The organism is Paenarthrobacter sp. NPDC057981, from assembly GCF_042886835.1.
Lineage (GTDB): Bacteria > Actinomycetota > Actinomycetes > Actinomycetales > Micrococcaceae > Arthrobacter.
On the sequence record NZ_JBHVQI010000021.1, the window covers coordinates 64,709 to 76,955 of the forward strand.

Consider the following 12,247-nt stretch of genomic DNA (forward strand, 5'->3'; position numbering starts at 1 on the left):
CCTCACGCTACCCAATGGCCGTCGTCGTGGAATTCCGCTTCCAGCCCATGCGGAGTCTTCTCCCATTTGTGGGGGCTGGTGAGCATCTGCCACGCTGCACGCCACGCCGCCACCGAGTGGAGCACCCAGTAAAACGGGTTCAGCAAAGCGAAGATGGCGATGCGCCACCCGTGCCTGTGCCAGGTGGTCACCCCGGAAACGATGATCATCATGGCGTTGCCAAACAGCATGGACACCACTCCTCCGGCCAGCAACCACTCCGGCAGCACCAGCCCGACGATGTCGTAGCCGATGTAGGTCACCACCGTGAAACCGACCACCCAGGGATAGGCAAGGAAGGCCAGGGGCGTGCCGAGGATCAGCCCCAGGAAGCCCACGGTTCCGGCCACGCCCGTGCTCTTCATGTACCTCAAAGAGTTTCTGGTGTTCACGGCGGAGGTGATCATGTAGCCCTTGATCCACCGGGTGCGTTGCTTGATCCAGGCAGGAACCTGGGAACAGGCTTCCTCCCAGGTGGTGGAGTTGATGACGCCAACGCGGTATCCGTCCACGGCCGCCCTGAGCCCGAGGTCCGCGTCTTCGGTAACGTTCCAGGGATCCCACGCGCCGACTTCCTTGAGGAGTGCCGTGACGAAGTGGTTGGAAGTGCCGCCCAAGGGCAGTGGAATCCCGGAGTTGTCCAGGCCTGGCAACATCGAATCGAACCAGTGGGTGTACTCGATGGTGAACATTCGGGTGAGGACGTTCTGGTCCGCGTTGAAGTAGTTCAGCGCAGCCTGGACGCAGATCAGGGGTTTGCGGTTGGGGTTCAGGTGCTGCCGCTCGAACTCGTCCTGTTTGAAGGCCGCAATGGACGCCCGCAGCTGCCCCGGATCCGGCCGGTCCTCGGCGTCGTAGATCACCACGTACTCGCCCCTGGCGAAGGTCAATCCGTAGTTGCACGCCCGGGGCTTCGTCTGTGGCTCCCCCCGGGGAACAATGAGGATGCGTACATACTCCGGCGGCTTGGATGCCTTGGCAGCGGCGATGGTCTCGGCGTCGTCTTCCTCCAGCAGGACCAGGACGTCCAGCTTTGAGCGGGGGTAGTCCAGCTGCCCGAGGTTCGTCAGAAGCTTGTCGATGATGTTCGCTTCACGGAACACGGGAACCAGGATGGTGTAGACGGGCAACTCGGAATCGGGAATCCGTTCAGCTGCCACGGGCGGAAGGCCCCGACGGGAACGCTCCCTGTTCCGGGCCCGGAGCACTGCTGCGTCGTGCAGTTTGTCGAAAGGCCGCCGAAGACTGGCCAAGGATTTGAACGCAATGCTAATGAGGAAAACGACATTCGCGGCCGTCAGGAGCACAATGACTGCCGTCAGCGGGGAGATCACGAAGCCCACCATGATCGCTGCAACAAGGACCACGGGAAGGTACCGCTGCCAGGGCGTCAGCGCGATGCGCGCCGACTCCCCCGGTCGTTCCTCGGCCAGGCGCTCGGCGGATTCGTACAGGAGGTGCCGCCGGAAGGAACGCTGGATGGACTGGTTGATGTCCCAGTCCGTAGTGGTGCGGAATTCGACGTCGGTGGCCCCAAACTTAGCGGCCGCTTCGGTGGCAATCCGCTCCGACGGGGCGACGGCCGTGGCCACGGTGAGGACGCCGTCGTCGAACCGCCAAGGCAACCACTGCGGTTCGCCGAGTTCGCTGAAGTTGAGCTGTTCCACCAAACCGTCATCGGTCGGCTCGGCAACCAGGTCCACCAGCGGCGCGTCCCACTGCCGCGCCAGGACTTCATAAATCCGACGGCGGTCCAAACCGGCTTCAAGGATCAGGTGCCGTCCCAGCAGGCCACCTTCGCTCGCAGCACGGTCCAGTGCCCGCTGCAGTTGCGCGGGGGTCACCAGGCCAGCGGCAAGCAATGTCTGTCCGATGGACTGCCGGTTGAGTTGCCCGTTGGCTTGGGAAAGGGGCGTCATGAATCGAAGGACCTTTCATAGATCCGGTGCGTGGGCGTGGAGAACGCCACGGAGTAGCGCACACCGAAGGACGGATTCTTGAGGATGGCCTGGTAGACAAGGTCGGTGGGTCCGGAGTCCCTTGCCCCCGTGCCGGCCTCAACGTTGACGAAGACCCACTTGGCATACTTGGCCGGATCCTCCAGCGCCGGAGCGAAGTAATCCCCCGAGGCTCTGTTGTAGATCTCCTTGAGCGGGATGCCCATGACGGGAAGCACCGCGTTCCCCCGCGCACTCTCGTCCATCAGGATGCCTCCCGATTCGTAGTGTTGGTTCAGCCAGCGGGCGGCGGCGGTGGAATTGGTGGTCGATTCAGCGGACATCCGGCCCTCGGCAAGGACCGCGAGCCGGCCTGTGGGATCCTGGCTCCACCACACGTTCTGGACCACCAGCGCGGCCAGCAACGCGCCGATCAACCACGGCCTAAGCCTGGCGGGCCGTGCCACTTCCTGCACCAGGAAAGCCACCAGGATGGCCACCAGGGGCAGCGCCGTCAGTGCGAAGCGGTTGTTCCACCACGTGGTTGGCAGTGAATGGTCGTTGTTGATGGCGGTTTGGCCCAGGAACAGGCTCAACAAGGCAAAAGCGTAGGCGCTGCCGGTCACCGCCACCAGGAGGGTGCTGTTGGCGAAGCCCCGCCTCAGGACCAGGACGACGGCGCCGCACGCCGCCAGTGCGAGTACCACCACCCCGGCTGTCTCCACCAACGACCAGTGGAAAGTAGTCAGCGTCAGTCCGAGGTTTCCCTTGGTAGGCAACAGACCGCCGTCGGTGATGTTTTTCTGCTGCGCGTAAGCGGAGTACTGCCCGAACATGAACTCCAGCGGATTGCCGTAGATGGCCCAGTTGTAGGAAAGCCACCAAAGCACCGCCGCAGCGGGGATCATGACGTAGCCGCCTGCCATGGTGAAGGCTTCGCGCCACTGCCCAGTGCGGCGCTTGGAGACGATCAGCACGAACAGCGTCCCCGTCATCACCAGCGCCCACCCCTCGTAGCGGGAGAGTACGGCCGCTGCGGATGGAATGCCCCCGAAGACCGCCAGCTCACCGGCACTCATCCGACGACGACTGGTGGCCCAGTGTGCCAGCCCTGCCATGCCGCCGACAATGCACATGATCAGCACGGGCTCTGTCAGCGCCGTCGTGTAAACGTAGAGGACCGCCGGGTTGGCCAGGACCACCAGGGTGGTTGCCAGGCGCCCGGCCCTGCCCAGGCCGAGGCGGGCTGCGATCAAGTACAACCCGGTGGCCGTGCCGGAGAGGGCCAGAATGCCCAACAGCCCGGCGGCCCACCCTGAGCTGAACAACCACATGTTCAACACGAACGGCGCCAGGAGAAGGTGCGGCATAGGCAGCCACACCGTGCCGAGCTGCTCAAAGCCGGGCGCTTTGCTGTCGAAGATGCGCCGGGCAATGGTCAGGTGGCTCTGGGCATCGGAGTAATCCAGGTTGGTGCCGTGGCCAATGGTGTACATGCAGGCGAGGTACCCTACGACGGCGGACACCACCGCCACGATCCGGGTACCGGGCACCTTCCGGCCGCTTACCGGGGCGTCCAGCCGGGCCCAGCCCCACGTGAGCCGCGTTGTCAGGGACTGCAGCGCCGGCTTCCGGTGGGCAGCCCGGCGGCTCGTGGCAAGGTCAGTTGCCATGGCCCGGCTCGGTTGCTTTCACCTCGGCGTCCACATAGGCGTGGGCTTCCTTGGCGCGGCGCCGCAGGAGAACGGTCCGTACGGCAAACGCGAGGCCCAGAACCAGCACGGCGGCACCGATCCACCAGGCGTAGGGACGGTAGTCGTCCGTTACCGCCTTTTGTGGGACCACCACGTTGCTTTCCAAAAGGACCGGTGTGCCTGAGGGCTGCGTGACAAGCAGGTTGCGCGACAACGACGCCCAACCACCTTGAACCCCGCTGATGTGCGAGGTCAGCGAGGCCTGCAGAGCAGCTGCCGCAGGGTTTCCATCCGGCGCCCAGGCACCGAGGAGCAACAGGTCGCGGCCGCCCTGTTCGAACGCTTCCAGCACGCCGAACGGGGCCGAGGTGCCCACGCCGTATTCGACGTCGTCCGGTGCGATGGTGCGGAACTCAGCCAGCCGCAGCGGTGCCGAGAGCTTGTTGGCCACTTCACCCGTAGCGCCCACCACCAGCCCGGACTCACCGGAGCCCGCCAGGGTGTCCAGACCCACCACCCGGGTATCCAGAAGTGTGGCGCTCTCCTTCTGCATCGATGCGATCAGCGTTGCCGCGTTGACTGTGTTCGACTGGGCGTTGCCGTCGCCGAAGGCCACGGGAACGCTCTGCCCCAGGGCTTGGGGGAAGCGGGCGAAGCCAGCTTTGAGGGAGCCACCCCGGACGGCGGTCAGCGTGCTGCCGGCAGTGTCCAGGGTGACCTCCATGGGCATCACACCGGCAGGCCCTGTGCAATCGCCTCCCGCAGGCAGTGCCGCGAGCCGGATCCGGAGGCCGTTGTTCGCCTGAAGCTGCCCGGCAGGGACCTCGGCTTCCAGCGAGAAGCTGTCACCGCCGTCGAGGTTTTTGGAACTCAGCAGGTAATCGTTCCAGAAGACCGAAAGCTGCGCTTGGGCGTTGTCGGGGACCGCCGCGTGCGTCCCCTTGATCTGGACCTTCACCGACTGGACCGGCCCGCCGAACTGCGACTGGCTAACGCCGACGTAGGACTCCGGGGTGCCGTAGCCGGCCAGCTTCAGCGTGGTGCTGCCGAGGTCTTTGAGGCTTCGGGTTAGTCCCGGCGTCGCAGGCAGGGCGGACGTCAGCCCGGTCACTGACGAGGTCACCGCGAGCGCCGTCTTGTCGCTGGCCAGCGCGCGTGCGGCGGTGCGGAGTTCTTCGTCACGGCCGCTGAGGATAAGCTGCGGGAGGCCTGCCACAGCGGCCAACGTGGTGCTCGTTTCACCTCGGTCGCCCACCACGCTCAGCACCCGGCTTCCTGCTGGAAGACCCGCCGCGCGGGCGGCAAGTCCGGTCTCCGGGACCACGCTGATGGAGGCATCCGGGTAGCGGTGGGCCATGGCGGCCGATGCCGTCATGACCGCCGCGGAAACGTCCGCGCCCGGATCCGCCGGGACGGGAAGCACGACGGCGGGCACGGACGCCGGGAAGAACTCACCCACCGTTGTGGGAACCTTCGCGGTTCCGGAGAAGTCGACGGCAAGGTTGTTGAGGGTAGCCGTCGCATTGGAGACGACACACATGGTCTGCGTGGCGGGAATGAACTGCAGGCCCACGGTCAGTTGCTGGTTCACAACGTCTGCGCTGCTGACTGCCTGGTCCAGGGCAACAGTGGCTGCAGCGTTGGCTTCCAGGATGACCCTGCCGTTGACGGTTGCGCGGACCGTCCCTTCCGGCTTCCCGGACACCATGATGCTGCCCTTGATCCGTGTGGGTTCCAGCCCCGCGGTCACTGGCACCACAACAGTTTGCTCCGCCTGCCCTGCCATCGCCGAGACGCTGGATGAAGGCTTGATCACGGCTCCTTGCCCGGTGTCGGCTGCAGCCATCGCGGCGGTCATGGCGGTAACCGCGAGGGTCGCGGCGCACGCCAGCAGGACGGTGGCGGTGCGGGATCGGGCAAGGGTTCTGGCAGGGCTTTGGGTCACGATGTCAGTCCTGGGTAACTAGCAGCGGATGAGTCAGGGGCCTTTTAGGGCCAACCTCATAGACACTGCCGGGCCGAACTCAAGACGCGTTGCTGCGTTTGCTCAAGATTCCGTCAAGACGCAACGCGGGGTCACTTAAGGCCCATAAAAGCCCCTGACATGGGCCTTAAGTGACCCCGCGTTGCTGTTGAATGGGGTTTATGTGGATCGGGTGGATCGAATTCGACGTCCTGCTGGGCGACGTTCACAGCCTCAAGGAGAAGCGCTCGCTGGTGCGCCCCCTGGTGGCCGAACTCAAGCGGCGCTTTGAGGTCTCTGCGGCCGAGACCGGCCTGCAGGACCAGCACCGCCGGGCCATGATCGGCGTCGCGCTGGTGGCTCCGGATCACGCCCACCTTCAGCAAATGCTCGACGCCGTTGAACGGTTCGTGGCTGCCCGGCCTGAGTTTGAGCTGCTCAGCGCGCGTCAGCGGGAGCTGCACAGCGAGGACTAGTACCCGATGACCGCCCATCGAGTGGAGTCCAGGTGGGCATCGATAGCCTGGTGCGCGGCCTCAATGCTGCGGCTGCGGAGGGCGTCCACGATCAACTGATGCTCCCGGAGCACATCACCGGCGCGGTCAGTCTCCTGTGTTACCGCCCGTACGCCGATCCTGAGTTGGCGCTGCCGCAACGAGGTGTAGAAGTCGGCGAGGATGGGGTTGGCTCCAGCTCGAACCATGAGCGTGTGGAACTCTGTGTCCAGCTCGATGAACCGGGCGGGATCGTCTTTGGCTTCCCGCTGCTGGTCAATGATGCGTTGGAAAGCGTCGAGCTGGCTTTCCGGCATGGACTCCAGCGCCAGGACCGCCCACTTCTCCACTACTGATCGCGCCTGAAGGATGGCCCGCACATCGGGATCCGAGATGGGCGGAACGTAGGCGCCCTTGTGCGGAATGCGCTTGACGAAACCTTCAGCCTCGAGCCGCAGCAGCGCTTCGCGGACAGGCGTTCTTGAGGTCCCTGTCGACTTGGCGAGGACTGCCTCGTTGAGGAAGGTCTCCTCATCCCGCGGGATCGCGGAGATATAGCTTTTCATCCACTGGTAGGCCACCTCGGGCTGCGACTGTGCAGTGGGAGTCGTCTGGATCATGGAGAGCCTTTCTCGCGATGCCCAGTATACGAGTCGCATTCACGCACATTGGGTATAGACAGGTTGTATACAACTAGTCTACAGTCATATTTCAGTGATCCCCCTCACTGATTTGGAACCCCTCATCTCCGTGGGAGACCGGCCGAGCCATTCCCCCAGCGCCAGGTCCCCACCCGCAAAAGGATCCCCACATGACCGATTTGAAGAAGGCAGAACTGAGGCAGCAGAAACACTCAAGCCTGCCGGTAGTGGCTGCTTCAAGCCTCGCCGGGACGGCCGTCGAATGGTACGACTTCTTTCTCTATGGCACTGCCGCAGCGTTGGTTTTCAACAAGCTTTACTTCCCCACGGACGATCCCCTGGTAGGCACGATGCTCGCCTTGGGCACATTCGCCGCGGGCTTCCTGGCCCGCCCGCTCGGTGCAATCGTGTTGGGCCACTTGGGTGACAAGCACGGTCGCCGCGCAACGCTCGTGGCAAGCCTCATGCTCATGGGCATCGCCACTGCCCTCATCGCCTTTATCCCGGCCTACGCGGCGATCGGCCTGGCAGCGCCATTGCTGCTCCTGCTGCTTCGCCTGGTCCAGGGTTTCGCACTCGGCGGTGAATGGGGCGGCGCGGTGCTCCTTGTCTCCGAGCACAGCAACGACAGCTCACGCCGGGCATTCTGGTCCTCATGGCCCAACATGGGGCCGCCCCTTGGCAACCTCATGGCCGCCGGTGTGCTCGCCGTCCTGGCCGCCACCATGCCTGAAAGCGAATTCCTGGCCTGGGGCTGGCGCATAGCCTTTGGACTTTCCGCGCTCCTGGTGGTCATTGGCTTGGTACTTCGTCTTTATGTCCAGGAGACCCCGCTGTTCAAGGAAGCACAGCGCAAGCGCGAAGCCGACGCAGTAACGGAACGCAAGATGCCCCTGGCCATCCTGTTCCGCCGCAACTGGCGCGAGATCCTCATCGCTACCGGCAGCCGCATGGGCGAGAACGCCGGCTTCTACATCTACTCGCTGTTCATCATCACCTACGTCACCCAGATCATGGGCCAGCCGAGGCAAACGGGTTTGACCGCCGTCATGATCGGCCAGGCCGTCGCCGTCGTCGCCATTCCCATCCTGGCCCTCTACGCCGACAAGGTCGGCCGGAAGCCGATCATGATCGGTGCCTCGATCGCCACAGTGGTGTGGGCCTTCGCGTTCTTTGCGTTGCTCAACACCGGCCAGGCGTGGGGCATCATCGCCGCAGCAGTCGGTGGCTTGCTGATCTTCGCCGCCTACAGCTCAGTGATCGGCGCCTTCTTCTCCGAACTGTTCCCCACCGACGTCCGGTACAGCGGCACCTCTGTGGCCTACAACCTGGCGTCGCTGATCGCGGGCTCGCTGTCCCCCATCATCGCATTGGCCCTCTACAGCGCCTTCGGCACCGGCTACGCCATTGGTATCTACCTTGCAGCGATGGGCCTGATCTCCATGGTCTCGGTGATGTTCGCGAAGGAAACCAAGGGCCTCAGGCTGAGTGACCTGGACGAACAGCCCGTCAGCGGACAGCCCCTCAACAGCAAGTAAGGAACACGCATGAAAATCGCACTCGTCCAGGTGGCAAGCCCGGACACAGAAAGCCGTGAGGACCGGATTGGCAGGGTCGAAGCCCTTCTCCGGAACACCACTGGCGCTGAGTTGATCGTGCTCCCCGAATTGTGGAGTGCAGGCTACTTCCACTTCGACGAATACGCGGACCTGGCAGAAACTCTTTCCGGCCCTACCGTTTCAATGTGCTCACGGGTGGCCAAGGACCTGGGTGTGCACCTTCATGTGGGCAGCATCATCGAGGCCGGAGAAAACGGGCAGCTCAGCAACACCTCCATCCTGCTGGGACCCGATGGCAGCGTGGTCCACACCTACCGCAAGATCCACGTCTTTGGTTACAAGTCCAAGGAAGCCGAGCTGCTCACCGCAGGAACTTCACTGCCGGTAGTGGAACTCCCCTTCGGAGCGACCGCCGGAATTACCTGTTATGACCTCCGCTTCCCGGGACTCTGGATGGAGCTCAGCAGTCGCGGCGCGGAAATCGTCATTGTCCCGGCAGCCTGGCCTGCGGCCCGGCGCGAACACTGGCGGCTGCTGACCACAGCGAGGGCCTTGGAACACCAGATCTTCGTGGTGGCCTGCAATGCGGCAGGCACCCAGGAAGGCGTGGAGCTGGGAGGACACAGCCGCGTCGTCGACCCGGCCGGGAACGTGCTCGCGGAGGCTGACGCAGGCGAGTCCGTGCTCCTGGTGGATATCGACCCCGCCCAGGTCAGCACTGTCCGCAAGGAATTCCCTGTGATCAACGATCGCCTCGCCAGCTACCAATCTTTGACCGTTTAGGAGAACCATGGAAACAACACGGCAAGTCCCACTGACTTTCAGGGTGGTGGACACGGACACAACAATCACGCTCACGGACTTCCACGCAGTGGTGGCAGGCTACACGGGCCGCGATCCCAAGGCCGTGCAGCACCACATCGACGAACTCGCGGCGATCGGCGTTGCACCACCTCCGGAAGTGCCCATGTTCTACCGCATGGACTCCGACCTCTTCGAGACCACAGGCGAGCACGACACCAGCACCAACCTGACCTCCGGCGAGATCGAACCCCTGTACATCCGCCACGATGGAAAGTTCTACCTGGGCATCGGTTCGGACCACACGGACCGTGACATCGAGGCCACTGACATCGGCGATTCCAAGCGGGCCTGCCCCAAGCCGGTGGCCGGTGAGGTGATCGCCGTCGAAAATCTCGAAGAGCTGGACCTGGACCAGTGCACCGCGCGCTCGTGGGTGGACGGCGAGCTGTACCAGGAAGGTTCGCTGGCGGGCCTGCGCAAGCCGGCCGACGTCGTCGAACGCCTCCTGGCGCGAACCGACATTGGCGAAGGTGATTTCATGTGCCTCGGCGGCACCTTGCCGCTCCTCAACGGGAAGTTCATTGACGGAACTTCCTGGAAGCTGGAGCTCTCCTTCCCGAATGGGACCACCATTGAACATAACTACAAAATCAAGAAAGGCTCACTCTAATGAGGACCGGAAAAGAGTACCTGAAGTCCCTGAATGACGGACGGACGGTGATCCTCGATGGCGAGGTTGTCCCGAACGTCCTGGAGCACCCGGCGTTCGCCAAGGTTGCCCACACCATGTCCGAACTGTTCGACATCGCAGCGGACCCCGTCAACGGCATGCAGTTCCACTCCGAGGAGATCAACGGACCGGCCAACCGCACGTTCGCCGCTCCCCGCACGCAGGAGGAACTGGTCCTGCGGCGCCAGGCCATCGAAAAGTGGGCCAAGCACACGCACGGCTGGGTTGGCCGCAGCCCTGACCACGTCGGCACGTTCTTCGCGGCTTTCGGCTCCCACCCGGGCGTCTTCGCGGACGAGACCCGCGACTTCGCAGGCAACGTGGAGCGGTACTACAAGAAGATCCTGGCCGAGAACCTATACCTCTCTTACGCGATCATTCCGCCGCAGGTCTCCCGCGCAACCACAGCGTCAGGCTGGGAAGGCGAATACCTGCAGGTCGGCGTCGTGCGTGAAACCGAGGAGGGCATTGTTGTCCGCGGTTCGCAGATGCTGGCCACCGGCGCCGCGATCGCCGACGAAGTGTTTGTCACCTGCATCAAACCGCTGGGACCGGACGATGTGGACTTCGCCGTCAGCTTCGCCATTCCGGTGGCCACGGACGGGCTGAAGCTGTACTGCCGCCGTCCGTTCGCACCGGCGGCCACCAGCGACTTCGACTACCCGCTCACCAGCCACTACGACGAGCCCGACGCCCTGGTGGTCTTCGACGACGTCCTCATCCCGTGGGACCGGGTGTTCATCAACCGGAACATCGACACCCTTCGCCGGCAATTCTTCGACACCGGCGCCCACGCGCTGGGCAACTGGCAGGCCCAGATCAGATTCTCCACCAAGCTGAAGTTCATCGCCTCGGTGGCCCGCAAGGTCACGCAGGTGAACGGGACGGACAAGATTCCGGGCGTCCAGGAGAAGCTCGGAGAGCTGGCCGCGATTGTGCAGTCGGTTGAGTCCGCGGTCCTGGCCGCCGAATACACCGCAACGACGGACGACGCCGGCATGCGGGTTCCGGGGAAAGCTGCACTTTACGGAGCCATGGGTCTGCAGTCGGAGACGTACCCCCGCGTGATCTCGATCCTCCGCGACCTGGTGGGCGGCGGCGTGCTGCAGCTGCCCTCAAGCATCGCGGACATGACCAGCAGCGTGACCCGCCCGGACATGGAACGCTACGTCCAGTCCCCCGGTGTTGCCAGTGAAGAGCGGGTCAAGCTGTTCAAGCTCGCTTGGGACATCATCGGCTCCGAATTCGCCGGCCGGCACCAGCAGTACGAGATGTTCTACGCCGGAGCGCCGTTCGTGGTCCGTGGCGCCTACACCTACCGCAACTACGGCTATGACGCACTGGTGGCCGAACTGGACAAGTTCCTGGGTTCGTACAGCATCAACTCAGAATCGGAAGGAATCTAAGCCATGGCAAAGCCCGAATTCGAGTTCACCCCCGTTTCCTCGGTGGAGTTCGCGCCCTGCAACCCGCACATCGAGGGCTTGTCCGAGGCGATCCTCGCCCGGGACTCCGACAACGACTCCGTCACCCGGATCCTGAAGTTCGAGCCAGGCACGGACACCTCACCCAACGGAGTCCTGACGCACGATTTCTGGGAAGAAGTGTTCATTTTCGAAGGTTCCTTCGTGGACCAGCGCCTGGGCAGGACCTTCAAGGCCGGCGACTGGGCCACCCGCCCGCCGGGTATGGAGCACGGCCCGTGGGTTTCGGAAAACGGCGCCAAGATGTTTGAGGTCCGCTATTACACGGATTCACCGGCAGACCGGAGCAACTGACATGAGCCTCGCACCGCTTTTCACTGTTCCCGATGCCATGGGAATGCGACGCGCGATGGGCCGCTTCCTCACCGGCGTCGCCGTCGTGACCACCAAACACGAGGACGAGCTCTACGGCATGACCATCAGCTCGCTCACCTCCATCAGCCTGGAGCCGCCCATCCTGATGATTTCGCTGAACTTCGGCACCCGCACCGGTGACGCCTTGCTGGAAAGCGGCAAGTTCGCCGTCTCCATCCTCGGCTCGAAGCAGGAGTCGATCGCGCGCCGTTTCGCCGTGCGCGGTGGGAACCGCTTCGACGAGGGAGACTTCGACGTCACCGAAAGCGGCTTGCCCGTGATCAAGGGCGCCCTCGCCCAGGCGGACTGCACCGTGGTGCAAACGTACGACGTCGGCGATCACCAGGTCTTCTTCGGACAGGTCACCACGTGCCGGGACCGGGACGGCGAGGTGCTCGCGTTCAAGGCCGGCCGCTTCGGTTCATTCAGCGACTTCGGGCACGCCGAGATCCCCTGGATGTTCTAGCCAGCCTCCGCGAAAGCAACGCGGGGTCACTTATGGCCCATAAATCCCCTGAGGAAGTGCCATAATCTGTCTCTATTACAAA

Annotated in this window: 11 protein-coding genes; 7 read left to right on the forward strand and 4 right to left on the reverse strand. The window is 63.8% G+C overall.

Features of this window, described 5'->3' with window-relative positions; all coding sequences use genetic code 11:
* Positions 1–2: 2 nt before the first annotated feature.
* Genes ACFVSI_RS17060 through ACFVSI_RS17070 form a run of 3 tightly spaced genes read right to left on the reverse strand, consistent with a single transcriptional unit; the run spans position 3 to position 5,615 of the window.
* Positions 3–1,958 (reverse strand): glycosyltransferase, encoded by a 1,956-nt coding sequence (locus ACFVSI_RS17060; protein ID WP_387826160.1) that lies wholly within the window; start codon positions 1,956–1,958, stop codon positions 3–5.
* Entirely contained in the window at positions 1,955–3,649 is a 1,695-nt protein-coding gene (locus tag ACFVSI_RS17065) for an ArnT family glycosyltransferase (RefSeq protein WP_387826162.1), read from the reverse strand. Before ACFVSI_RS17065 ends, ACFVSI_RS17060 begins: the two co-directional genes overlap by 4 nt.
* A complete protein-coding gene (locus tag ACFVSI_RS17070) occupies positions 3,639–5,615 on the reverse strand; it encodes a cellulose biosynthesis cyclic di-GMP-binding regulatory protein BcsB (protein WP_387826165.1) in 1,977 nt (658 codons plus the stop codon). The genes ACFVSI_RS17065 and ACFVSI_RS17070 overlap by 11 nt, the downstream gene beginning before the upstream one ends.
* Positions 5,616–5,815: 200 nt before the next feature.
* On the opposite strand from ACFVSI_RS17070, the gene ACFVSI_RS17075 reads away from it, so the two are divergent.
* A complete protein-coding gene (locus ACFVSI_RS17075; protein WP_144661412.1) occupies positions 5,816–6,109 on the forward strand; it encodes a DUF503 domain-containing protein in 294 nt (97 codons plus the stop codon).
* Here ACFVSI_RS17075 and ACFVSI_RS17080 read toward each other — a convergent pair.
* Positions 6,106–6,747: a GntR family transcriptional regulator gene (locus ACFVSI_RS17080; protein WP_387826169.1), complete on the reverse strand. Its 642-nt coding sequence runs from the start codon at positions 6,745–6,747 to the stop codon at positions 6,106–6,108. The genes ACFVSI_RS17075 and ACFVSI_RS17080 overlap by 4 nt on opposite strands.
* 191 nt (positions 6,748–6,938) lie before the next feature.
* On the opposite strand from ACFVSI_RS17080, the gene ACFVSI_RS17085 reads away from it, so the two are divergent.
* From ACFVSI_RS17085 to ACFVSI_RS17110, 6 genes are read left to right on the forward strand one after another with little or no spacing between them, the layout of a single operon-like run.
* Positions 6,939–8,306, forward strand: a complete 1,368-nt coding sequence (locus tag ACFVSI_RS17085) for an MFS transporter (protein WP_387826172.1) — start codon at positions 6,939–6,941, stop codon at positions 8,304–8,306.
* A 9-nt stretch (positions 8,307–8,315) separates the two neighbouring features.
* Positions 8,316–9,110, forward strand: coding sequence for a carbon-nitrogen family hydrolase (locus ACFVSI_RS17090; RefSeq protein WP_387826175.1), 795 nt, complete (start codon positions 8,316–8,318; stop codon positions 9,108–9,110).
* Between the two features lie 7 nt (positions 9,111–9,117).
* Positions 9,118–9,801 (forward strand): DUF2848 family protein, encoded by a 684-nt coding sequence (locus tag ACFVSI_RS17095; RefSeq protein ID WP_387826177.1) that lies wholly within the window; start codon positions 9,118–9,120, stop codon positions 9,799–9,801.
* A complete protein-coding gene (locus ACFVSI_RS17100) occupies positions 9,801–11,267 on the forward strand; it encodes a 4-hydroxyphenylacetate 3-hydroxylase family protein (protein WP_387826180.1) in 1,467 nt (488 codons plus the stop codon). Before ACFVSI_RS17095 ends, ACFVSI_RS17100 begins: the two co-directional genes overlap by 1 nt.
* Positions 11,268–11,270: 3 nt before the next feature.
* On the forward strand, positions 11,271–11,639 hold the full coding sequence (locus ACFVSI_RS17105) for a cupin domain-containing protein (RefSeq protein ID WP_387826183.1): 369 nt from the start codon (positions 11,271–11,273) through the stop codon (positions 11,637–11,639).
* 1 nt (position 11,640) lies between these two features.
* Positions 11,641–12,165 (forward strand): flavin reductase family protein, encoded by a 525-nt coding sequence (locus tag ACFVSI_RS17110; protein WP_274261314.1) that lies wholly within the window; start codon positions 11,641–11,643, stop codon positions 12,163–12,165.
* The last annotated feature ends 82 nt before the right edge of the window (positions 12,166–12,247 follow it).

What these genes read in the sequence shown, in the direction of transcription:
- ACFVSI_RS17060 (WP_387826160.1), bottom strand. Translation starts at nt 1,958, where the DNA reads ATGACGCCCCTTTCCCAAGCCAACGGGCAACTCAACCGGCAGTCCATC.
- ACFVSI_RS17065 (WP_387826162.1), bottom strand. Translation starts at nt 3,649, where the DNA reads ATGGCAACTGACCTTGCCACGAGCCGCCGGGCTGCCCACCGGAAGCCG.
- ACFVSI_RS17075 (WP_144661412.1), top strand. Translation starts at nt 5,816, where the DNA reads ATGTGGATCGGGTGGATCGAATTCGACGTCCTGCTGGGCGACGTTCAC.
- ACFVSI_RS17080 (WP_387826169.1), bottom strand. Translation starts at nt 6,747, where the DNA reads ATGATCCAGACGACTCCCACTGCACAGTCGCAGCCCGAGGTGGCCTAC.
- ACFVSI_RS17085 (WP_387826172.1), top strand. Translation starts at nt 6,939, where the DNA reads ATGACCGATTTGAAGAAGGCAGAACTGAGGCAGCAGAAACACTCAAGC.
- ACFVSI_RS17090 (WP_387826175.1), top strand. Translation starts at nt 8,316, where the DNA reads ATGAAAATCGCACTCGTCCAGGTGGCAAGCCCGGACACAGAAAGCCGT.
- ACFVSI_RS17095 (WP_387826177.1), top strand. Translation starts at nt 9,118, where the DNA reads ATGGAAACAACACGGCAAGTCCCACTGACTTTCAGGGTGGTGGACACG.
- ACFVSI_RS17100 (WP_387826180.1), top strand. Translation starts at nt 9,801, where the DNA reads ATGAGGACCGGAAAAGAGTACCTGAAGTCCCTGAATGACGGACGGACG.
- ACFVSI_RS17105 (WP_387826183.1), top strand. Translation starts at nt 11,271, where the DNA reads ATGGCAAAGCCCGAATTCGAGTTCACCCCCGTTTCCTCGGTGGAGTTC.
- ACFVSI_RS17110 (WP_274261314.1), top strand. Translation starts at nt 11,641, where the DNA reads ATGAGCCTCGCACCGCTTTTCACTGTTCCCGATGCCATGGGAATGCGA.